The sequence below is a fragment of the Burkholderia sp. Ax-1724 genome (assembly GCF_011752995.1).
GTDB lineage: Bacteria > Pseudomonadota > Gammaproteobacteria > Burkholderiales > Burkholderiaceae > Paraburkholderia.
This window is the reverse complement of the sequence record NZ_VWWL01000006.1, coordinates 90,080-112,431: the sequence shown is the minus strand read 5'-3', so window position 1 is coordinate 112,431 and position 22,352 is coordinate 90,080. Positions and strand designations below refer to the sequence as shown.

Annotated in this window: 16 protein-coding genes; 2 read left to right on the top strand and 14 right to left on the bottom strand. The window is 65.6% G+C overall.

Features of this window, described 5'->3' with window-relative positions; all coding sequences use genetic code 11:
* Window positions 1-28: 28 nt before the first annotated feature.
* The 8 genes from F3J19_RS09570 to F3J19_RS09535 all read right to left on the bottom strand — a co-directional run bounded on the left by F3J19_RS09570 (window position 29) and on the right by F3J19_RS09535 (window position 12,640).
* Entirely contained in the window at window positions 29-1,105 is a 1,077-nt protein-coding gene (locus tag F3J19_RS09570) for a DUF1571 domain-containing protein (RefSeq protein ID WP_240158859.1), read from the bottom strand.
* Between the two features lie 113 nt (window positions 1,106-1,218).
* A complete protein-coding gene (locus F3J19_RS09565) occupies window positions 1,219-3,012 on the bottom strand; it encodes an AMP-binding protein (RefSeq protein WP_167040457.1) in 1,794 nt (597 codons plus the stop codon).
* Between the two features lie 53 nt (window positions 3,013-3,065).
* Window positions 3,066-4,367, bottom strand: coding sequence for an acetyl-CoA C-acetyltransferase (locus F3J19_RS09560; RefSeq protein WP_167040115.1), 1,302 nt, complete (start codon window positions 4,365-4,367; stop codon window positions 3,066-3,068).
* An 84-nt stretch (window positions 4,368-4,451) separates the two neighbouring features.
* Window positions 4,452-5,414 (bottom strand): MaoC/PaaZ C-terminal domain-containing protein, encoded by a 963-nt coding sequence (locus F3J19_RS09555; protein WP_167040113.1) that lies wholly within the window; start codon window positions 5,412-5,414, stop codon window positions 4,452-4,454.
* A 49-nt stretch (window positions 5,415-5,463) separates the two neighbouring features.
* A complete protein-coding gene (locus F3J19_RS09550; protein WP_167040111.1) occupies window positions 5,464-7,011 on the bottom strand; it encodes a 3-oxoacyl-ACP reductase in 1,548 nt (515 codons plus the stop codon).
* A gap of 159 nt (window positions 7,012-7,170) precedes the next feature.
* Window positions 7,171-9,669: an acyl-CoA dehydrogenase gene (locus F3J19_RS09545; protein WP_167040109.1), complete on the bottom strand. Its 2,499-nt coding sequence runs from the start codon at window positions 9,667-9,669 to the stop codon at window positions 7,171-7,173.
* A gap of 455 nt (window positions 9,670-10,124) precedes the next feature.
* The gene (locus F3J19_RS09540) at window positions 10,125-10,997 is read right to left on the bottom strand and encodes a TetR/AcrR family transcriptional regulator (RefSeq protein ID WP_167040107.1); all 873 of its coding nucleotides are present in this window, start codon (window positions 10,995-10,997) and stop codon (window positions 10,125-10,127) included.
* A 407-nt stretch (window positions 10,998-11,404) separates the two neighbouring features.
* Window positions 11,405-12,640 carry an MFS transporter gene (locus tag F3J19_RS09535; RefSeq protein WP_167040105.1) on the bottom strand — a complete coding sequence of 412 codons (1,236 nt, stop codon included), beginning with the start codon at window positions 12,638-12,640 and terminating at the stop codon, window positions 11,405-11,407.
* Window positions 12,641-13,223: 583 nt separating this feature from the next.
* Between F3J19_RS09535 and F3J19_RS09530 the strand changes: the two genes are divergently transcribed.
* A complete protein-coding gene (locus F3J19_RS09530; RefSeq protein ID WP_167040103.1) occupies window positions 13,224-15,119 on the top strand; it encodes an FAD-binding monooxygenase in 1,896 nt (631 codons plus the stop codon).
* A 20-nt stretch (window positions 15,120-15,139) separates the two neighbouring features.
* Window positions 15,140-15,577 carry a MarR family transcriptional regulator gene (locus F3J19_RS09525; protein WP_167040101.1) on the top strand — a complete coding sequence of 146 codons (438 nt, stop codon included), beginning with the start codon at window positions 15,140-15,142 and terminating at the stop codon, window positions 15,575-15,577.
* A 27-nt stretch (window positions 15,578-15,604) separates the two neighbouring features.
* On the opposite strand, the gene F3J19_RS09520 is transcribed toward F3J19_RS09525, so the two are convergent.
* From F3J19_RS09520 to F3J19_RS09495, 6 genes are all read right to left on the bottom strand, one after another.
* A complete protein-coding gene (locus F3J19_RS09520) occupies window positions 15,605-16,114 on the bottom strand; it encodes a MaoC/PaaZ C-terminal domain-containing protein (protein WP_167040099.1) in 510 nt (169 codons plus the stop codon).
* Between the two features lie 86 nt (window positions 16,115-16,200).
* Window positions 16,201-17,079 carry a sugar phosphate isomerase/epimerase family protein gene (locus F3J19_RS09515; RefSeq protein ID WP_167040097.1) on the bottom strand — a complete coding sequence of 293 codons (879 nt, stop codon included), beginning with the start codon at window positions 17,077-17,079 and terminating at the stop codon, window positions 16,201-16,203.
* A 37-nt stretch (window positions 17,080-17,116) separates the two neighbouring features.
* Window positions 17,117-18,280 (bottom strand): dihydrodipicolinate synthase family protein, encoded by a 1,164-nt coding sequence (locus tag F3J19_RS09510; protein WP_167040095.1) that lies wholly within the window; start codon window positions 18,278-18,280, stop codon window positions 17,117-17,119.
* Between the two features lie 40 nt (window positions 18,281-18,320).
* Entirely contained in the window at window positions 18,321-19,178 is an 858-nt protein-coding gene (locus F3J19_RS09505) for a shikimate dehydrogenase (protein ID WP_345891016.1), read from the bottom strand.
* Window positions 19,175-20,779 (bottom strand): CoA-transferase, encoded by a 1,605-nt coding sequence (locus F3J19_RS09500; RefSeq protein WP_167040093.1) that lies wholly within the window; start codon window positions 20,777-20,779, stop codon window positions 19,175-19,177. Before F3J19_RS09500 ends, F3J19_RS09505 begins: the two co-directional genes overlap by 4 nt.
* Window positions 20,780-20,995: 216 nt before the next feature.
* A complete protein-coding gene (locus F3J19_RS09495) occupies window positions 20,996-22,339 on the bottom strand; it encodes an MFS transporter (protein WP_167040091.1) in 1,344 nt (447 codons plus the stop codon).
* Between the last annotated feature and the right edge of the window lie 13 nt (window positions 22,340-22,352).

The following is a 22,352-nucleotide window of genomic DNA, read 5'->3' as shown; positions in this document are numbered from 1 at the left end:
CGGCCCCGACCTCGACACACACCACCCGCTAAAACCGATAAGCCTTGTTCTTCGGATCAAAAGTCGAATCGTCGAACGTCTGCGGCGTAATGTTTTCGAACACGATCCGCTCGAACAGTTTGCCCTCGTTGTCGTAAGACTCGACGGTGCGGAAGAACGGATGCCGCAGATCGAGCCCGAGCGTTTCCTTCTTCGCATAGAACTGCGGCTGGCCGGTCGGCGTTTCGAACGTGAACGTGACGACGCGCACGCCGTCGATCGTCTTCACGTCGATCTGCGCCGAGCGGGGCACGCCGGCCTCGGCGTATTTCCGGCCTTCGTCGAGGTACTGGTCCGCGATGTACTCGGTGCCGAGATCGCGCACCTCGTGGTTCGATTGCGAGCGCGCGAGCGCGCCCGTCAGCGAGGTCCACACCGGCAGCACGTTCATGATGCCGCCGAGATGGCCGTACATTTCGTCGGTCCGTTTCGATTCGTCGTAGATGATTTCCTGGCCCGCGTGCGCGCCGTCGGGCAGCCACTTCGCGTAGATCCGCAGTGGATCGTGCGCGAGCCGCACCAGCATGTGATCGGGCTTGTCGGGCCACTGGCCGTGAATGCGCTCCGAGCGCGACATCGCGAACTCGTACGACGGATAGCCGTTCGGTCCTTCCTTGATGTAGCGCGGCAACGCGAGCGGATCGAGCGACTGGAACAGCGCGATCAGTTGCGCGTCGTCGAGCTTTTCGAGTGCGCCGCTTTGCTGCGCGGCGCGCAGCCATTTGACCTGCCTGTCGAGCGTGAGCTTGCCGACCCGCGCGAGCGGCGTGGTGGGCGGCTTGACGGTGCCGGCGCTCGCGCTGTCGAGCGGCGGCGGATGGTCGTCGTTTTGCGCGAACGCGGCGGGTATCGTGGACGGTGTGAACGGTGCGAGCAGGGCGGCCGCGGCGAGCGTCGCGCGAGGCAACGAGGCGAGCAGCGAATGCTTCAGCGCGGCGATCAACCGACGGCCCCTGAGCCCATATGCCGGTACTTCACGCGGGTACGCGCTGTCGTGCGGCGAACTCGCGGCAATGCGCGACGCAACCCGCTGGCGGCGCGAACGGGCGGATATGCCGTGTTTCATGAATCCCTCCAGAAATGGCGCGGGCAACCACGCGGCAACACAGCAACACAGCGATACAACGACGCCGGCGCATGGCCGTCATGATGAACGAACACGCGCGGCGGATATTCCCGTCAGGCCGACTTCTGCTTCGCGAGTTCCTCGTCGCGCAATGCGCGGCGCAGAATCTTGCCGACATTGGTTTGCGGCAGTTCGTCGCGGAACTCGACGAGCTTCGGCACCTTGTAGCCGGTCAGGTTCTTGCGGCAATAGGCGATCACCTGTTCCGCGGTCAGGGTCTGATTGCGCCGCACGATGAACACCTTCACGCGTTCGCCCTGCGCCGGATCGGGCACGCCGATCGCCGCGACTTCGCGCACTTCCGGATGCGCGGCGATCACGTCCTCGATTTCGTTCGGATAGACGTTGAAGCCCGACACGAGAATCATGTCCTTCTTGCGGTCGATCAGGCGGATAAAGCCGCGCGAATCCATCACGCCGATGTCGCCGGTCGCGAGCCAGCCGTCGTCGTCGAGCACCTTCGCGGTTTCCTCGGGACGATTCCAGTAACCCTTCATCACCTGCGGGCCCTGCACGCATAGCTCGCCCGCCTCGCCGATGTGGGCCCAACTGCCGTCGTCGCGGCGAAAGCGCACCTGGGTGGACGGCGCCGGCAGCCCGATCGAGCCTTCGAAGTCGCGCAGGTGGGTCAGATCGACCGGGTTCATCGAGACGATCGGCGAGCATTCGGTGAGCCCGTAGCCCTCGACGATCGGCTTGCCGGTCACGGCCTTGAAGCGTTCGGCGACCGCCTTCTGCGTCGCCATGCCGCCCGCCATCGCGAGCTTGAGGTCCGAGAAGTCGCGGTTGCGGAATGCCTCGTTGTCGAGAAACGCGTTGTAGAGCGTGTTGACCGCGGTCATGCCGGTGAACTTCTCGTGACGGATGATCATCATCACGCGCTTCATGTCGCGCGGATTCGCAATCAGGATGTTGCGTCCGCCGAGTCCCATGAAGATCAGCGCGTTCACGGTCAGCGAGTAGATGTGATAGAGCGGCAGCGGCGTCAGCACCGTTTCGACTTCGCCGCTCAACTGCCCCGCGGCCCACGCCTTCGCCTGCAGCAGATTGGCGACGATATTGCGGTGCGTGAGCATCGCGCCTTTCGCAACACCGGTGGTGCCGCCCGTGTATTGCAGGAACGCGATGTCGTCGTGGCTTGCGCGCACCGGCGCGAGCGTGCGCGCATAGCCGGCCGCGAGCGCCTGCAGCAGCGGCACCGCCTGCGGCAGCGAGTAGGCGGGCACCATCTTCTTGACGTGACGCAGCATGAAATTGAGCAGACGGCCCTTGAGGTTGAGGCCGTCCGCGAGCAGATCGCCGAGCCCGGTCACGATGACGTTGCGCACCTTCGTGCCCGGCAGCGCGTCTTCGAGCGTCTTCGCGAAATTCTCGAAGACGACGATCGTCTGCGCGCCGCTGTCCTTCAGCTGATGCGCGAGTTCGCGCACCGTGTAGAGCGGATTGACGTTGACGACCACCGCGCCGGCCTTGATCGTGCCGAACAGCGCAACCGGATACTGGAACGTGTTCGGCAGCATGATCGCGACGCGCTCGCCCGGCTGCACGCCGACGCTTTGCAGATACGCGGCGAACGCGGTCGCCTTGCGGCCCAGTTCGCCGTAGGTCAGCTCCGCGCCGACGCTCACATAGGCGACGCGCTCGCGGAACTGCGCGATGCATTCGTCGAAGAACTGGCCGACCGACTCGTATTGCGTGACGTCGATGTCATGCGGCACGTCCGCGGGATACGAGGCGTACCAGATGCCGTCGGTATTCGGCGCGCGCGGCGGCGTGGACCCGGCCGCTGAGGCGGACCCGTCGGACCCGGCAGCGGCCGGGGGCGGGGCCTGGATAGGCTGGGGCATCGGCTCGGTCATCGGTCGTCTCCTGTCGATCGGTATGAGTGCTGGCGGTAGCGTTAGCGTTCCACGATGGCGACCACGCCCTGGCCGCCCGCCGCGCAGATCGAGATCAGCCCGCGCGCGCTGCCGGCCGGCTTGTCGAGTTGCGCAAGCAGCTTTGCGAGCGCGGCGACGATGCGCCCGCCCGTCGCCGCGAACGGATGGCCGGTCGCGAGCGAGCCGCCGTTCACGTTGAGCCGCGTGCGATCGATCGCACCGAGCGCACCGGCGAGGCCAAGCTGCGTGCGGCAATATTCGTCATCCTGCCATGCCGCGAGCGTGCACAACACCTGGGCGGCGAATGCTTCGTGGATTTCGTAGAAGTCGAAGTCCTGCAACGCGAGGCCGGCGCGCGCGAGCATGCGCGGCACCGCGTACGCGGGCGCCATCAGCAGGCCTTCCTGTTGGTCGAAAAAGTCGACGGCGGCCGTCTCCGACCAGCTCAGGTACGCGAGCACCGGCAAGCCGCGCTCGGCCGCCCACGCCTCGCTCGCGAGCAGCACGGCCGAGGCGCCGTCGGTCAGCGGCGTCGAGTTGCCGGCCGTCAGCGTGCCGGCATCGCGATCGAACACGGGCTTCAGGTTCGCGAGCTTTTCGAGTGTGAGGTCGGCGCGCAGAGTGTTGTCGCGCGCGAGGCCCTTGTACGGCGTCATCAGATCGTTGACGAAGCCGCGCGCATACGCATCCGCGAGCTTGCGGTGGCTCTCGCAGGCGAGCACGTCCTGTGCCTCGCGCGAGATGTTCCAGCGCTTGGCCATCAGCTCGCAGTGCTCGCCCATCGACAGCCCCGTGCGCGGCTCGCCGTTGCGCGGCAGGAGCGGCTTGAAGAACATGCCGGGCCGCAGCTTCGCGAGCGCGCTCACGCGCTGCCCGGTGCTCCTGCCGCGATTCGCTTCGAGCAGGATCTTGCGCATGCGCTCGTTGACGCCGATCGGCGCGTCGGACGTGGTATCGACCCCGCCCGCGATGCCCGCCTCGATCTGCCCGAGCGCGATCTTGTTGGCGACGAGGATCGCGGCTTCGAGGCCGGTGCCGCAGGCCTGCTGCACGTCGTAGGCGGGCGTCTCTTTCGCCAGCGTGGTCGAGAGCACGGACTCGCGTGTCAGGTTGAAATCGCGCGAATGCTTGATGACCGCGCCCGCCGCCACCTCGCCGAGACGCACGCCGTGCAGGTCGTAGCGGTCGATCAGGCCTTGCAGCGTGAAGGTCAGCATGTCCTGGTTCGAGGCGTTCGCGTAGGCGGTGTTCGAGCGGGCAAACGGAATCCGGTTGCCGCCGACGATGGCGACGCGGCGCACGGCGGGTGGCGGGTGGGGCATGCTCGGCTCCTTGCGGTTATGGCCGACGATTCGGTTATCGGATGAGGCGAACGATTGAAATGACGCGCATGGCGGGGGCCCGGCTCATTGCAGCCGCCACTGCATGCGCGCACGCAAATGCGGCTTGTCGCCGGCGATGTCGCGCACTTCGAGATCGCGCTCGATCAGCGACGGCGACGCGCTCCACAACGACGCCTCGCCGGGCAGCAGCATCGGCACCTTGAATTCGGCGGCGAGCATCGCCTCGGCGAGCGGCTTCGGCGGCTGCAATGACGACGCGGCGCGCGCGAGCGTCCACATGCCATGCGCGATTGCGCGCGGAAAACCGAAGACCTTCGCCGATAGCGCGCTCAGGTGGATCGGGTTGTAGTCGCCGGATACGCTCGCGTAGTCGCGGCCGAGTTGCGGCGCGAGTTGCCAGCGCGCGATGCGTTGCAGCGGCTCGGGGCCGAGCGTCAGCGCTTCGAGCGGGCTGCCGATGGTGGACACCGCGGCGGACGCCGCGCGCTTCAGATAGACACTGTCGCCGTCCCAGACCGCTTCGCCGCGCCGGTAGATGCGCGTGCGCACCACGAACGCCTGGCCTTTGTCGTGGCGCAGCAGCGCGCCGAATTCGACCTCGATGCGCAGCAGGTCCTTGTACGCGAGCGGCCGGCGCAGCCGCACATGATTGGCCAGATGCACGAGCCCGAGCGCGGACCACGGAAACGCCGGGTCGGTCAGCATCAGCAGATGCAGCGGAAACGCGAGCAGATGCGGATAGGTGAGCGGCACGCCATGCTCGGGGATGAAGCCGCACACGCGCGCATAGCGCCACGCCGGGCCGGGGGCGAGCGCGACGGCGGGGCGCACGAGCCGCAGCGCCGGCAGTTGCGGCGCCTGCCCGGGTTGTGTGCCGCGGCCGCGCTTGACGATGCCCGACAGCGCGCGCGCATGGAGCTTCGCCGTCGAAGGCAGGGTGTCGACGACCACGGTTTTCGGCCGCGCGCCGTCGCCCGGCGTGGACGCGGCATGACGGTTCCCGAACGGATCATCCGGCTCGCGCATGCTCATGCTCCAGGGTTCATGCTGCGTAGTCCCATTCCGTACGCCACTTTCACGCTCCGATCAGGCTCTGGCCGCAGACGCGCACGACCTGGCCCGTCACGCCCGCCGAGCCCGGATGCGCGAGCCATGCGATGGTCTGCGCGACGTCGACGGGCTGGCCGCCTTGGCTCATCGAGTTCATGCGGCGGCCGGCCTCGCGGATCGCGAGCGGAATTTTCGCGGTCATCTGCGTTTCGATAAAGCCGGGCGCGACCGCGTTGATCGTGATGCCGCGCGCGCGTAGCGGCGCCGCCATGCTGGCGACGCGGCCGATCACGCCGGCCTTCGAGGTCGCGTAATTGGTCTGGCCGAGATTGCCGGCGATGCCGCTGATCGACGACACCGCGATAATGCGCCCGCCGTCGCGCAGGATGCCGCCCGCGAGCAGCGCGTCGTCGATGCGCTCCTGCGCGCTCAGGTTGATGTCGATCACGCTCTGCCATGCGGCTTCGGTCATCTTCGCGAGGGTCTTGTCCTTGGTGATGCCGGCGTTGTGCACGACGATGTCGACGCCTTGCTCGTCGAGCGCGGCGGCGAGCTGGGCGGGCGCTTCGGGCTCGGCGATGTCGAACGTCAGTGCGGTGCCGTTGAGCGGGCGCAGCGTCGCGTCGAGCGCGTCGCGCGCGGACGGCATGTCGAGGCCGATCACGTGCGCGCCTTCGGCCGCGAGCACGCTCGCAATGGCCGCGCCGATGCCGCGCGCGGCGCCGGTGACGAGCGCGCGGCGGCCGGCAAGCGGTTGCCGCCAGTCGAAGGCGGCGGGCGTCGTGGGGTTGGCGTCGTGGGGGCTGCCTGCGTGGGCTGTATTCGCTGCGTTGGTTGCGTTGGTTACGTCGAGCGAGTTGCCCGAATCGTGCAGGCCGCTCATGCTGTTCACGCCGGTTTTGCCGCTGGTATCGCTCGCCTCGATGCGCACGACCTGGCCCGACACATACGCCGAGCGCGGCGACAGAAAGAAGCGCAGCGTCGCGTCGATACCGCTTGCTGCGCCTTGGGCGTTTTCCACGCCTTGCGCGACATACACGAGATTCGCGGTGATGCCGCGCCGCGCTTCCTTGCCGAGCGAGCGCGTCAGGCCTTCGAGCGCGCGCTGCGCGGTCCATTGACGCGGATTCGCGCAGGCTTCGGGCGGCCGGCCCAGCACGACGATGCGTCCGCATTTGCCGAGCGAGCGCAGCGTGTCGTGAAAGAAGCGGTGCAGCGGTTCGAGCTGGCTGCTGTCCTCGATGCCGCTCGCGTCGAACAGCAGCGCGGCGAGCTTGCCGGCCGAGCCCGCTTCGGCCGGCTCGAAGCGCCCGGTCATCAGGCCGTGGCGGTTGGCGAGCGGCACCCAGAGCCCGGCGCTTGCGTGCGCGACGCTCGTCATGCCGATACTCGCGACGAGCCTCGCGAGCGCATCGAACAGGTGCGGCTCGCGGCCCGCGCCGATCGCAATCAGGCCGTCGAACTCGGGCCGGTCCGCGCGATAGCGCCGCAGCACCTCGGGCTTCGGCAAACCGAGCGAACGCGCGAGGCGCGCGCCGAACGGCGAGTTGACGAACTTCAGGTAGGGAGTCATTCATGTCGTAGCTTGCTCCGCTGGACGCGCCCCGGGAAACCCCGTGGCGGGGACGCCGGACGTGTGCCAGTTTGCCTTGAGTTGGGGGCGCCGGGGGCGCTTTGCCGTGATGCGGCGCGGATTTTTTTGCGCGTTCGCGTGCCGGTTGGGCTGCGCCACTCAAGCCGCCACCTCCAACGCCTGCTCGAGCGCTTCCTTGCGCTTTTGCAGACTCGCGAGCATATCGAAGTCGGCGGGAAAATCGTCGACCTTCACGACGTGCGCGCCATAGCGCGCGTAGTCGTCGAGCACGCGGCGCTCGTCGGCGTCGATCAGGCCTTGCCGCTCTGCCGTGTCGGTCCATGCGCCGAGTTGCGCGAGACTTTGCGGCATCGGTTCGAGCGAGCCCTGTTTGACCGCCTCGCGCAGCTTCTGGTCGATCTGCGTGAAGCGCGGATTCAGCGCGAACACGAGTTCGCCATAGCCGAGCGCATCGACGTCCGGGTGCGGCACGTACGAACCGGCGACGAGCCGCTCGCGCGCGGCGCCCGGCGTCTGCATCAGCTCGGCGATCTCGCTGCCGAGCCGGTCCGACGGCTCGCGGTGCGGCAGGCCGAACGGGAACGCGAGCCCGCGCACGAGCGTCGCGGCGAGGCGGTTCGGATAGTTCGCGAGCACGCCGTCGAGCGCATGCTGGGCCTGGTACAGCGCGTCCTCGACGCCCCAGCGCACGAGCGGCAGGTCATCGGGCTGGCGGCCTTCGTCCTCGAAGCGCTTTAACGTTGCCGAGATCAGGTAGAGCTGCGAGAGCACATCGCCGAGGCGCCCCGAGATGCGCTCGCGGCGTTTCAGGTCGCCGCCGAGCACGAACATCGACACGTCGGCGAGCAGCGCGAACACCGTCGCGAGACGTGTCGCCGCGCGGTAATACGCGTGCAGCGGCGCATAGGCGGCGCGCGGCTTGCCGATCAGCGCGCCGCCCGTGAGCCCATCCACGAGACTGCGCACGAGGTTCGACAGCATGAAGCTCAGGTGACCGAAGAATGCGGCATCGAAATCGCGCAGCGCCTTCGCGTGATCGGGCTCGCGCGTCGCGTTCATTTCCTTGAGCACGTACGGATGGCAGCGGATCGCGCCCTGGCCGAAGATGATCAGGCAGCGCGTCAGAATGTTGGCGCCTTCGACCGTGATCGCGATCGGCACCTGCTGATAGGCGCGCGCGAGAAAGTTCGACGGCCCCATGCAGATGCCCTTGCCGGCGGCCACGTCCATGCCGTCGTTGATGACCTTGCGGGCACGCTCGGTGATGTGATACTTGGCGATCGCCGAAATGACCGAAGGCTTCTCGCCGAGATCGACCGCATGCGCGGACAGGCGGCGCGCGGCATCCATCACGTAGAGGTTGCCGCCCATGCGGCCGAGCGCTTCCTGCACGCCCTCGAACTTGCCGACGGCGGTGCGGAACTGGCGGCGAATCGCGGCATACGCGCCGGTGCCGCGCACGGCGATCTTCGCCATCCCGACATTCGACGACGGCAGCGAGATCGCGCGGCCCGCCGCGAGGCACTCCATCAGCATGCGCCAGCCGTTGCCGACCTGGGCGCGTCCGCCGATCACCCAGTCGAGCGGAATGAACACGTCCTTGCCCGAGTTCGGACCGTTCTGGAACACCGCGTTCAACGGCCAGTGCCGCCGGCCGATTTCGACGCCGGGGTGGTCGGTCGGAATCAGCGCGCAGGTGATGCCGGGCTCGTCGTCAGCGCCGAGCAGATGGTCGGGGTCGAGCGCGCGGAACGCAAGGCCGAGCACGGTCGCGATCGGCCCGAGCGTGATGTAGCGCTTGTCCCACGTGACGCGAAAGCCGAGCGTCTCGCGGCCCTCGTGCAGGCCCTTGCAGACGATGCCGACATCGGGAATCGCGGCCGCGTCGGAACCGGCGTAGGGGCTCGTCAGCGCGAAGCAGGGGATGTCCTCGCCGCGCGCGAGACGCGGCAGATAGTGGTTCTTCTGCGCCTCGGTGCCGTAGTGCATCAGCAGTTCGGCGGGGCCGAGCGAGTTCGGCACCATCACCGAGACGGCCGCGGCCGAGCAGCGCGTCGCGAGCTTCATGATGACCTGCGAATGCGCGTACGCGGAGAACTGCTTGCCGCCGTACTGCTTCGGAATGATCATGCCGAGAAAGCCGTGCTGTTTCACGAACTGCCACGCTTGCGGCGAGAGGTCCTGCCACACCATCGTGGTGTCCCAGTCGTTCGCGAGATCGCAGAGCTGTTCGCATTCGACGTCGAGAAACGCCTGCTCCTCGGGCGTCAGCGTCGCCGGACCGTAGCCGAGCAGCGTGTCCCAGTGCGGGCGCCCCGAGAACAGTTCGGCATCCCACCAGACCGTGCCGGCTTCGATCGCGTCGCGCTCGGTCGGCGACATCTGCGGCAGGATCTTGCGGAACGCGTCGAGCACCGGTTTCGCGATCCATGCGCGGCGCAGCGGCCTGAACGTCAGCACGAAGGCGGGGAGCACGCACACGATCGCGAGGAACGTCGTGAGCGCCGGACCCGCCGCGCCGCCCAGATGCGCGGCCGCGACCCAGACGATCATGGCCGCGAGCCACCAGGAGGCGCGTGCCCGAACGTAGACGAGCGCGAGCGCAACGATGGCGAGCGCAAGGATGAACCACGGCATGACGTTTCCTCCTGGGTTTTGACAGCGCGAGCGAACGCCTCCGCGTGGCGCGGACGGTTCGCGTTCCATTGTTCTTTCTGATGACGATGCAAGCGGCGCCACCTGCGAAGCGCGCCTCTGATGCGGCGCTGGGTTCGCGGCGTTGTCGCTGTTCTCGCGCCGATGCCGATGTTTCTATCGGCTCGACAGCGCGGTGCGGCTCAGCGGCGCAACGTAGAGGTACGGCCCGGATAGGCGAGGTTTTCGGGTTTCATGGCTCGTGTGCGGTACGGGTTGCGTGCTGTCCGAGGGCTGCCTGCTTGTTTGTTGCCTGGCGCCTGTCCTTTGCCGGTTTGTTACTTGTACGTTGCTTCTTCGTTGCCTGCCGTCGGCCCGATGTTTCGGGCTGCTTGCCATATTCTGCAGGCTTCCCGCTGGGGACGGCCTATGCGGGCGCCGTCCCGGGCGAGGCATGCTCAAGCCGTGCCGTGCAACACGTGCTCGAACGATGCGGACGCTGCTTCGATGCCACCGCCGCCGCGGCGTTCGCCACCATCCGTATCGCTATAAGCGGGTTGTGCCGATGCGGCGCTTTCGCGCGACGCGGACGGCACCATCTCACGGCTGGCCGCTTCCTGAGCGCCATCGGTTGCATCGCCGAGCACCGCGGCGAACGTCGCCAGTTGAGAGCTGTCCGGCAGCGGCGCCTTGAGCGCAGCGACCATCAGCGAGGCAAGGCGCGCGATCAGCTGCAGATCGTTCATCGACTTGCCCTGCGAGAACTCGGAAATCAGGCTGTCGGTATCGGTGCCGGCGAGCACGCCCGACAGCGCGCCGATCGCGAAGTGCAGCCGCCAGCCGAGTTCCTCGCGCGGCAGATGCGGCAGCGCGCGCTGGAACGCATCGAAAAAGCGCACTGCCACCGGCTCGTAATGCTGGTTCAGAAAATCGCGGATGAACGACGACGGATCGGTATAGGCGCGGCCGAGCAGGCGCAGGAACGCCTTGCCGCCAATGCGCGGATCGCGCGAGAGCCGCAGCGCCGGAATGAACATCGCGCCGAGCACGTGCTCGCAGGTCAGCCGCGCGCCGAGCATGGCGTCGAAGCGGTCGAGCAGCTTGAGCCGCTCCTGGTTGAGCTGATCGAGACGGCGCGACAGCATCGAGTGGATCAGCGACTCCTTGGTGCCGAAGTGATAGTTGACCGCCGCGAGATTGACTTCGGCGCGCGAAGTGATCTGCCGCAGCGACATCGCCTCGTAGCCGCATTCGATGAAGAGCGTCTCCGCGGCGTCGAGAATGCGTGACTTGGTATCGCCGGCATGCCGGCCTGTTGTGCGAACTGCCATGTTGCGTCTCCCAGTTGCCGGGGCTGCCGGCTCGCAAACAAGCGATTCAAATCGCCATTTGAAACAATCGTTTTTTTCAGGATAAAGAAGGATGACGGCTGCGATCAAGGGGTCCCGTTCGACTAACTCCTCTAGAAGACCTGACGAGGGTCGCCTTTCCTGTGCGCGGTGCGTCAGATCGCGCGGAAAATAAAAAGGCCGTTCCGACGAAATCGGAACGGCCTCGTATTGCTCTGCGATGTATCTGGCCCCGCGCCTCGATCCTGATAACCCGAGGCGCCTGACGCGCATTGGCGTCGTGGCGGTTCGAACCGCCTTTGCAGCTATTGTGCCCTATAACGCGCCGGTGCAGTAGCTGTTTAGTTCGAACGCTTGAAGCATTTGAAGCGGTCGGCGGGCGAGCCGGCCTACACGGCGCCTCCCGTGGCAGGCGCGCCGACTTCGCGCGCGGACTGCGTCATGTCGATGCCGCGCCGCTCGCGGCTGAACGGAATCAGCACGCAGATTACGACTGCGACGATGCCGATCACGACCGCCATCACGAGCGCGTAGTTGTTGCCGTGAATCTCCGCGATCTTCGATTGCAGCGGACCGTTGACCGACGAGATCAGGTTGCCGAGCTGATACATGAGGCCGGGGAAGGTCGCGCGAATCTCATCGGGCGAGATTTCGTTCAGGTGCACCGGGATCACGCCCCATGCGCCTTGCACCGAGATCTGCATCAGGAACGCGCCGAGCGCGAGCAGCATCGGCGTGCTCGAGAAGGCCCACAGCGGCAGTACCGGCAAGGCGATCAGCGAGGCGATGAAGATCGCGCGCTTGCGGCCGATCTTCTCCGATATCCAGCCGAAGAACAGCCCGCCGCAGATCGCGCCGATGTTCAGCGTGATCGTGATCCACGACACCGTATGCGCATCGAACTGGTGCTGCACGCGCAGGAAGGTCGGATAGAGATCCTGCGAGCCGTGCGAGAAGAAGTTGAACGCGGTCATCAGGATGATCGCGTAGATCGACAGGCCGACGTTCTGCTTGAGCGTTGCGACGAGGCCGGGGCGCGCCTTCTTTTCGAGCGTCTTGAAGGCGGGCGACTCCGGCACGTGCGCGCGGACGTAGAGCACGAGCAGTGCGGGCAGCACGCCGACGAAGAACATGCCGCGCCAGCCGATGTATTGATAGAACACGCCGAACACGATCGAGGCGAGCAGATAGCCGCTCGGGTAGCCGGCCTGCAACAGGCCCGAGACGATGCCGCGCGATTTCGGCGGCACGGTTTCCATCGTCAGCGCACCGCCGACGCCCCATTCGCCGCCCATCGCGATACCGAACAGCGCGCGCAGCACGAGCAGCGTCATCAGGTTCGGCGAGAGGCCGGACAGCAACTCCAGCAGCGAGAAGCACGCGATGTTGACCATCAGCGTGGGACGGCGGCCGTATTTGTCGGCGAGCCAGCCGAAAATCAATGCGCCGAGCGGACGCATCATCAGGGTCAGCATGATGGCAAACGCGACCGATGGAATATCGGTGCTGAATTCCTGCGCGATATCTTTCAGCACGAACACCATCAGAAAGAAATCGAATGCGTCCAATGTCCAGCCCAGATAGGCGGCAATCGTGACGTTTCTCTGTTCCCGAGTCCAGCTCATTGATTGTTCTCCTCTTTTCTGTCTTCAGAAACCCGCCTTTGACGACGGGTGCTTCAGTACTCGTTGCGCCTTGCTGCAAGCGCTTGCGGCGAGTGTACGCCGAGCGTTAAGCGCTTGCATGATTCAAGCCCCTTTTATCCGTGTTAATCCGGAGAGCAAATTTCATGCTGAATCTGCAATGCATGCTTTATGTTGGTTAATCGTAATTATCGTATTGAAGATGTTATAAATATTGTTTGTTATTTGTAATGTCAATCGGGTGCCTATTAGGCTTCAGGCAGAGCCATGAAACAGGGGGTGACAGGCTTGCTTCACTCGAAGTCATATAGCCCGACATGCGCGAGCGTGCCGATAGACCGGCATGCAAAGACACGAGGCGTGATGGCCCGATTGCCGGCCATCGCGACAAAAACCGTCGCGCGGCAAAGCGGGACTTGCGGAGCGAAAGCCGCACATCAGGCCGGTTCCGATGCCAGATTCCAGGGTAAACATCAGTGAGTGCATGAAGTGCTTGGAAAATAGTTGGTGTACGGAGTATATTCGTCTTCACAGTGCCACCCACACGGAATGGAGGAAGACAGTCATGCAATTTCATCTCAACGGTTTTCGCGTCGGCGACCCGACCATCGAACCCGCCGCGCAAGGCGCGCCTCGCGCCGGCATGCCCGAGACGGTCGACGTGCTGATCGTCGGCAGCGGTCCCGCGGGGCTCGTGCTGGCGGCGCAACTGTCGCAGTTCCCGTCGATCAGCACACGCATCGTCGAGCGTCGCGGCGAAGCGTTGCAGATGGGGCAGGCGGACGGCATCGCTTGCCGTACCGTCGAAATGTTCGAGGCATTCGGGCTCAGCGATCGCCTGTTGCGCGAAGCCTACTGGGTCAACGAAACGGTGTTCTGGCGTCCGGACGTGAATGATCGGAACGCGATCAGGCGTACCGGTCGTGTTCAGGATACCGAAACAGGTCTGTCGGAATTCCCGCACGTGATCGTCAATCAGGCTCGCGTGATGGACTATCTGCTCGATTCGATGCGCCGTTCCGCGCAGCGGCTCGAGCCGGACTACGGTCTCGAAGTCGTCGACGTGCAACGCGACGATGCGCACGACTATCCGGTGCGCGTGACGTTGCGCCATACCGATGCGGCGCAAGGCGACGCGACGATAACGGTGCGCGCGCGCTATGTGGTGGGTTGCGACGGCGCTCGCAGCCGCGTGCGCACGGCCATCGGACAAACGCTGCGCGGCGACGCGGCCAATCATGCCTGGGGCGTGATGGACGCGCTCGCCGTGACCGACTTCCCGGACATTCGCCTGAAAGCCGCGATCCAGTCCGCCGGCAAGGGCAATCTGCTGCTCATTCCGCGCGAAGGCGGGTATCTGATCCGCTTCTACGTCGATCTCGGCGAAGTCACGCCGGAGAATCGCGACAGCATCAAGCAGGCCAACGTCGAGCGCATCATCGAGACGGCCCGGCAAATCCTGCATCCGTATTCGCTCGACGTGAAGGAGGTCGCATGGTTCTCGGTGTACGAGGTGGGGCAGCGCCTGACGGACCGCTTCGACGATGCGTTGACTAGTGAAGGCACAGCGCGCGAGCCGCGCGTGTTCATCGCCGGCGATGCCTGCCACACGCATAGCGCGAAGGCCGGGCAGGGCATGAACGTGTCGATGCAGGACGGCTTCAATCTGGGCTGGAAGCTTGCGGCGGTGCTGGAAGGTCGCAGCGGCGTCGAGCTGTTGCGCACGTATTCCGACGAGCGTCAGCCGATCGCGCAGGAGCTGATCGATTTCGACAAGGAATGGTCGGCGATGATGGCCGCGCCGCCGAAAGATCCCAACCGGCCCGAAGCCGGCGGCGTCGATCCCGCGGAATTGCAGGCGTATTTCGTGCGCGCCGGCCGCTATACGGCGGGTGTCGCGACCCGTTACCGGCCAGCCATGCTGACCGGCGAGGCAACGCATCAGGCGCTCGCGAAGGGCTTTTCGATCGGCACGCGCTTTCACTCGTCGCCGGTCGTGCGGCTCGCCGATGCGAAGCCCGTCCATCTCGGCCATGCGGCGCGCGCGGACGGCCGCTGGCGCCTGTATGCGTTCGCGGATGCGAATCGCAGCGCGCTGCACGCGCTGTGCGAGCATCTTGCCACGTCACCCGATTCGGTGTTGCGGCTCGCCACGCCGGAAGGCGCCGACGTGGACAGCGTGTTCGATCTGCGCGCGGTGCTGCAGCAACCGCATCGCGACGTTCGTCTCGAAGACCTGCCGGCGTTGCTATTGCCGCGCAAGGGACGCTATGGTCTCGTCGACTATGAGAAGGCATTTACGAGCGATGCGGCAACTGATATCTTCGACGAACGCGGTATCGATCGCGAACGGGGCGCGCTCGTCGTGGTCCGTCCGGATCAATACGTCGCCCATGTGCTTCCTCTGAATGCCTATGCGGAACTGAACGCCTTCTTCGGGCCGATTTTCCGCCTGCGCTAAACCACGCCGATACTGCCAAATTGCCGACCCAACACGACCCCGACGCGCTCTCGAAGTTTACGGGCAGCCTCGTCCGCCGCGCCCAGCAACGCCATGCGGCGGTATGGCTCAGCGAAGTTTCCACCGAGATCACGAGCGTCCAGTACGCGGCGCTCGAAATCCTGCGGCACACGCCCGGCGTCAATCAACGGCAACTCGGCGAAGGGCTCGACGTGGATCGCTCGACGATTGCCGATCTCGTGGCGCGCATGGTGCGCAATGGGCTCGTCAAGCGATCCGACGATCCCGCCGACAAGCGCAGTTATCTGCTATCGCTGACCACGGCCGGCAACAAGCAGCTTGCGGCCTTGCGGCCGCGTGTCGAGGAACTCGAGCGTGTGTTGACCGCAAGGCTGACGCAACGGGAGTGCGAGGAGTTGCGGCGGCTGTTGTCGGCGTTGTTGCCGCCGAAGGGGTAGGGGCGGGGCGAGGCCAATGTCCCTTGCCTACCGGTCAAAAGCAGGCTCCTGCTTCATCATCAGCAGCGTCTCGCCGTCCTGCACCGTCTCGCCGCGCTGGTTGAGCACCTTCAGATACAACGTCGCAATGGAGCGATCGTCGCGTCGGGTCGGACGCAGAGCTTTTACTTCGACTTCCACGTGAATGCGATCGCCTATCAGCAGCGGCGCGCGAAACGCCCAGTTCCAGCCGAGCGTTGCGATGCCCATCAGCCGCACGGGGCAACGTGTCTTCAGGCCGTCGGCCAACGACAGGCCGAGCAGTCCATGCGCGATCCGGCCGGAAAAGCCGGCTTCCTGTGCCGCGACATCGTCGAGATGGATGTCGTAGAGGTCGCCCGACACGCCCGCGAAGTTGACGACGTGCGTTTCCGTGACCGTGATGCCCGACGTCAGGAAATGATCGCCAATCCGGATGTCTTGCGCGGCGTAGGTGCCGGGTTGCAGTCGCCGCCCTTCACGAGCCGGCGTTGTTGTTTCATGGGTTTCCGTAACCATGTCGTCTCTCCTTGTTGTGTTCCTTCATCGCCGCGCGGCACTCCGCCGGCGAAGTGTGGATGGGTAACAGCAAGCGTCGGCAAACATCAGCACACCGATTGCAGCCGTTGTGCGCAGGTCGAGAGCACGCTGTCCGGTTCGACCGTCCACCAGCGATCGCGCGAAAAAATCTCCACTTCCACCATGCCGTCGTAGCCGGCTTCCTCGATCTGCCGACGAAAACCCGCCAGATCGACGACACCGTCGCCCATCATGCCGCGGTCCATCAACATGTCCCGCGTATCGGCGAGCCAGTCGCAGACGTGATACCCGAGTATCCGCCGCGCGCGTCCGGCCGCCGCGATCGATTCGGACAGCAGCGGGTCCCACCAGCAGTGGTAGACATCGATGGCGACGCCGAGTAGCGCCGGATCGTCGGGCGCGATGGACTCGCACAGAGCGAGCGCCTGCGCGATCGTGTTGACCACCGAGCGGTCCGCCGCATACATCGGATGCAAAGTCTCGATGGCGAGCGGCACGCGCAGCTTGCGTGCCTCGCCGTACAGTTCCGCGATGCCGTCTGCGACCTGCTGGCGCGCTCCCGCAAGATCGCGCGGTGCCGTGCCGGCGCTATTCGCCGGTCCTGTTCCATTCACGCCGCCCACGACCATCACGAAGCATCGTGCGTCGAGTTCCGCCGCATCGTGCAACGCGCGCCGGTTGCTTTCGATAGCCGCGCGGCGCTCCGCCGGCGTGGCGCCTGTCAGATAGGCCGAGCGGCAATAGCCGCTCACACTCAGTTGCAAGGCGCGAAGCTGGCGCGCGACGGCCGGGGCGCCGGCCGCTTCGACTTCCTGCCGCCACGGCGCTACGCCACCGAAGCCCGCGCGGGCGATCCGGTCCAGCGTGAGCGCGATCGGCTCGCGATGCCCGAGCGTCGCGGTATTGATGGAACAACGGTGTAGCTGGTTGTTCAGCGATTCCATGCGTCGTTTCTCCCTGGTTGCCGCTTCAGTGGCCGCATCAATTGCCGCAGCCCAGCGTTTCCATGACGCGCCGCATGCGCTCGACGGCCAGCTCCGGATCGCGCAGCAGATTCGCGGTGTCCGCGAAACGGAACACGTCCGCGAGATAGCGCGGCGGACGTGCGCCGTGATGGCCGCCGAGCATGAAGAAATGCGGCTGGAAGCCGTTCAGGTAGGCGAGGAAGACGACGCCGGTCTTGTAGTATTGCGTCGGCATCCTGAAGATGTGGCGCGATAGGGCGACGGTGGGGGCGAGCAGGCTGTCGTAACGGGCCACGTCGCCTGCGGCCAGCGCGGCGAGTGCCTGCGACGCGGCGGGTGCGATCGCATCGAAGATGCCGAGCAGCGCATGCGAGAAGCCCTGTTCGTCGCCCTTGATCAGCGCCGGATAGTTGAAGTCGTCGCCGGTGTACATCCTGACGCCGTTGGGCAGCCGGCGGCGGAACGCAATTTCCTTGCTGTCGTCGAGCAGCGAAATTTTGATGCCGTCTATCTTGTGCGCGTTCTGCGCGATGATGCCAAGGCATACGTCGGCGGCTTCGTCGAGATCGTCGCTGCCCCAGTAGCCCTTCAGTTCCGGATCGAACATGTCGCCGAGCCAGTGCAGTATCACCGGCTGGTCGCACATGGCCAGCACTTCGCGATAGACCCGCGCGTAATCGTCGCGGTGCCGCGCAACGCGGGCGAGCGCGCGGCTCGCCATCAGGATCACCCGGCTACCGGTGCGCTGGATTGCATCGAGCTGCGTGGCATAGGCGCGAATCACGTCGTCGCACGACGTCGCAAGATGCGCGGGCAGATGGTCTGTGCCGCAGCCTGACGCGATGAGTGCGCCCGGCAGGTCGCGGGTTTCGTTCATCGTGCGCTCGACCAGTTCGAGCGCCGTTTCCCACGTAAGGCCCATGCCGCGCTGGGCCGTATCCATCGCCTCGGCGATGCCGAGTCCCTGGCCGATCAGATAGCGGCGATATTCGATCGTGCGTGTCCAGTCGATCGCGCACGGCTGGTTCAGCTCGCCACTTCGAAGCGGATCGGCGACGACGTGCGCGGCGGAATAGGCAATCCGGCTGAACGGCGCCGTCGCGGGTTTGACCGCTAGCGGCTGGCCCTGGAGCGTATAGGATTCGAGCCGGCCTGAGGATGTAGGAAGAACGATGTGCATGATGATCAGGAATGGATTGGGAGCGTGCAAGCGGCGGGCTTTACGCGGGTGTGTCGGAGAAACACGAAAATGAAGCGGGCACGTCGATGCCGAAGAACGTGGCGAATGCGGCCAGTTGTCCCTCGATCATCGGACGCCCATTGGTCGCTCGACAGCCGCATTGTTGCGCGTGCGCGAGCAACGGCGTCACGGCGGGCGTCATGATGATGTCCACGACCTGCAGCGACGCAGGGAACGCGCCGAATGACGCGGGCATGCCGTCGCCGGGCCGCATGCCCACGGGCGAGCAGTTGATCAGCAGATCGATGCCCGATACGTCGGCCGGATCGATATCGACGCTGACCTGACACGCGGGGTGGAAGCGGTTCAGGCGGCCGGCGAGTTCATCGGGCAACGCGCGGTTGGGATCGCTCAGCGCGAGGCTCGCGACACCCGCACCGGCAAGGGCGAACGCGACGGCCGCCCCCGAGCCGCCCGCACCGAGCTGCTTGACGCGCTTGCCGCGCAGCGCAAAACCGATCCGCTCGAGTCCAATGACGAGCCCCGTGCCGTCGAACATATCGCCGAACCAGCTACCGTCCGGCTGCCGCCGCATCACGTTGATCGCGCCGACCTGCGCCGCCGTTGCCGATACCGCATCGACCAGCGCCATCGCGCTGACCTTGTGCGGCACGGTCACGACGAGGCCATCGAGATTGGCCAGCGATTTCAGACCGACCACGACCTGCGCGAACGATGCAACCGGTGCTTCGAACGGCAGACAGACGGCGTTGATGCCGCCCGCGGCGAAAAGCGCGTTCATGAGCTGTGGCGTCTTCACCTGGGTGACCGGGCTGCCGAGAATGCCGAACAGACGCGTCGAGCCGTCGATGCGCGATGCCTGCGTCGCGCCGCTCACAAGCGGTTCTCCCGGCGCGCGGCGAGGCGCGGATGTTCCGGCCACGCCTGTTCCGACATCGCGGCGTCGAGTCCCATCGGCTCCGGGCGGAACAGACGCTCGTCCATCAGCTTGAGGTCCGGCGAAATGGCGGGGCGGAATGCCATGTGCGTGAGGATGTCACGCTCCAGATCGATACCCGGCGCGATCTCGATGAGTTCCAGGCCGCCGTCGATAGTACGGAACACGGCGCGTTCGGTGACGAACAGTGTCGTCTGATTGCGCTCGCGGGCGAACGGTCCGTTATACGACACCTGCTGCAGCTTCGGCACGAACTTGCGGTGCGCGCCTTCGCGCAGGATGCGCAGCTTGCCGTCTTCGCAGGCCACCTGGAGACCGCCGGCTGTGAACGTGCCGCCGAACACCATCTTGCGTGCGTTCTGGCTGATGTTGATGAAGCCGCCCACGCCGATCAGCTTGTTCGCGAACCGGCTGATGTTGACGCTGCCCTGCGAGTCGATTTCGACTGCCGAAAGAAAGGCGATGTCGATTCCGCCGCCGTCGTAGAAGTCGAACTGGTACGGCATGTCGATGATCGCGCTGTAGTTGCGCGCGGCGCCCGCATCGAGGCCGGCCGCCGGCGCACCGCCGATCAGCCCCTGTTCGTTGGTCAGCACGATGTGATGCAGCACGTCTTCCTCGGCCGCGACGAGTCCGATGCCGGTGCAGACGCCGGAGCCCACGTTGCATACCGCGCCGACGCGCAGTTCCATCGCCAGCCGGCGCGCGATGATCTTGCGTTCGTCGAGCGGCAAACGTGGAAAACCGCCGAGCGGAATGCGCATCTCGCCCGAGAACGCCGGATCGTAGGCCGTCTGATACGTGACCGGCTGATCGGCCTCGACCACGACCACATCGACGAGCATGCCGGGGATCTTCACCGTCTTGGCCGGCAGGGTGCCGCGTTTCGCGAGCCGCTTGACCTGCACGATCACAAGCCCGCCGTTGCGCTTCGTGGCCTGTGCCATCGACAGCATGTCGCCGAAAATCGCTTCCTGCTCCATCGAAATGTTGCCGTCTTCGTCGGCGGTCGTGCCGCGCAGAAAGGCCACGTCGATGTCGAACGGTTTATAGAAAAGCCATTCGCGTCCCTCGATCTCGATCAGGCTGACGAGCGTATCGTCGCTGGCGGCACCTTGCCGGCCGCCGTCGTTGCGCGGGTCCACGAACGTGTGCAGGCCGACGTGGCTGATCAGGCCCGGACGGCCCGCGGCGATTTCGCGTGTCAGTTGCGAGAGCGCGCCTTGCGGCAAGGTCCACGCCTCGATCTCCTGGTTCAGCGCCATCTGCGCAAGCGGCGGTGAATCGACGAGCGTGCCGCAGACGACGCGCTTGAGCAGCCCGGCATGCGCGAGTCGCGAAGCGCCCCGTTCGCCGCGGTCGCCGAGTCCGACCGGGTGTACCGAGGTGAGCCGGCGCGGCTCGCCTTGCGCGAGAAAGCGCCGCTCCAGCGCCTCGATCAGCGCTTCGGGCACGGCATGGCCGCTGCCCGATCCGCCGATCATCAGGGTATCGCCATCTTTCAGCATGCCGGCTGCTTCGTCGGCGCTCAGAATCTGCATGTCTTCTACTCCGTAGGGTCGCGTTCTGGTCACGCAGGGCGCCGCGCGCCGTGCCTCGTATCGAACCGCAGCGCCTCGCAGGAAGCGCTGCCGGGACCGCAAAAACTTACTTTGGTAAGGGCCGTTCAAAATGGCCTCCGCGCCGGGCAGCGACAACTGCCCTGGATCGGACGTTGCGCCGGGAACCGCGTGGCCGCGTGTTCGCGGCGCAACGGATCAGGCCGTCGAGCCCGACTCCCGGAGCACCTGCTGTTCATCCTGATGACGCGACAGACGCTTGCCCCACAGCGCGGCGATCAGCGTGAGCAGACAGAAAACGGCGAGGAACAGCATCACGCCGGTCGGCTTGCCGTTCGCGTACGCAACGAGCGCCGTGGCGATGAACGGCGTCGGGCCGCCAATGATTGCGCCCGACAGCTCGCGGCACATTGCGATGCCGGAGAAGCGGTATTGCGTCGGGAACAGGTTCGACAGGAAGGAGCCCTGCGCGCCGCAGGTGCAGCCCCAACTGATGCCGTAGACCGCGCTCATCGCGATGGTCGCGAGCACGACGTCCTTCGAGTCGATCATGTGGAAGAGCGGCCAAACGAGGCTCAGCGCGATCAGTGCGCCGGCCGCGAACACGTTGCCGCTGCCGTAGCGGTCGGCCAGCATGCCGCCCACCGGCGCGCACAGCAGCGAAAAAGCCAGCGCGATGATCAGGGCGATGAGACTGTCGGACTTCGCCATCCCGAGCGTGTTGGTCATGTAGCTCAGGGCAAACGTGTTCAGCACATAGCTGAGCGCCTGATGGCCGCCCATCGCGAGGAAGCCGCACAGAACCTCGCGCCGGCTATTGCGGAAGAGTTCGGCCACGGGCACTTTCTCCTTCCTCGCGCGTTCACTGGCCTTTTCCATCGCCGCGATATATTCGGGCGTTTCGTCGAGCTTCGAGCGGATATAGATCGCCACTCCGAACAGCACCAGCGAAATCAGGAACGGCACGCGCCATGCCCACGAATACAGGATGTTTTCGGGCACCGATGAAATCACGAGGAACGTCGTGATCGCTATCAGCACGCCGAAGTTCGTGGCGGCATTGGGAATCGAGGTAAAGAACGCGCGCCGTGACGGCGGCGTGTACTCCGCGATCAACGTGATCGCGCCGGCCAGTTCCGCGCCCGCGCCGAAGCCCTGCATCAACCGCAGCAGCACCAGCAGAGCCGGGGCGAGCATGCCCACCTGCTGATAGGTCGGCAGCAGGCCGAGGCCCACGGTCGCCGCGCCCATGATCGTCACGCAGAACACGAGTGCCGGTTTGCGCCCGTACTTGTCGCCGATATGCGAGATCACGATGCCGCCGACAGGGCGGATCACGAAGCCCACGGCAAACGTAGCGAAGGCCGCGAGCACGCCGGCCAGTTGCGACAGTTGCGGAAAGAAAAGCTTGTTGATGATGAGCCCCGACGCCGCGGCGTAGAGGCCGTAGTCATACCACTCGATGATGGTGCCGAGCGTCGACGCGAATACCGCACGTCGGATGTTTTTTCGGCTAACCTGCTGCGCATGTGCATGCTGCATAGCGCTGTCTCCG